This window comes from Flavobacterium xizangense, assembly GCF_054075145.1.
Map to the genome: position 1 here is coordinate 1 of NZ_JBSIPG010000200.1, position 256 is coordinate 256.

The window sequence follows — 256 nt, forward strand, 5'->3', positions numbered from 1 at the left end:
GTTGAATTGATCCCTTTTAACAAGGAATTTCTATGGCACGCATTATTGTTGTGACTTCGGGTAAAGGAGGCGTTGGCAAGACCACCTCCAGCGCGGCCATCGCTACTGGTTTGGCCCAGAAGGGAAAGAAAACCGTTGTTATCGATTTCGATATCGGCCTGCGTAATCTGGATTTGATTATGGGCTGCGAGCGTCGCGTAGTTTATGACTTCGTCAACGTCATTCAAGGCGATGCGACGTTAAACCAGGCGATGAT

At 48.4% G+C, this 256-nt stretch carries 1 protein-coding gene; it reads left to right on the forward strand.

Annotated features, from left to right (window positions below):
• Window positions 1-32: 32 nt before the first annotated feature.
• A partial coding sequence (locus ACWA1B_RS23110) for a nucleotide-binding protein (protein ID WP_456911006.1) occupies window positions 33-256 on the forward strand: 224 nt, incomplete at its 3' end.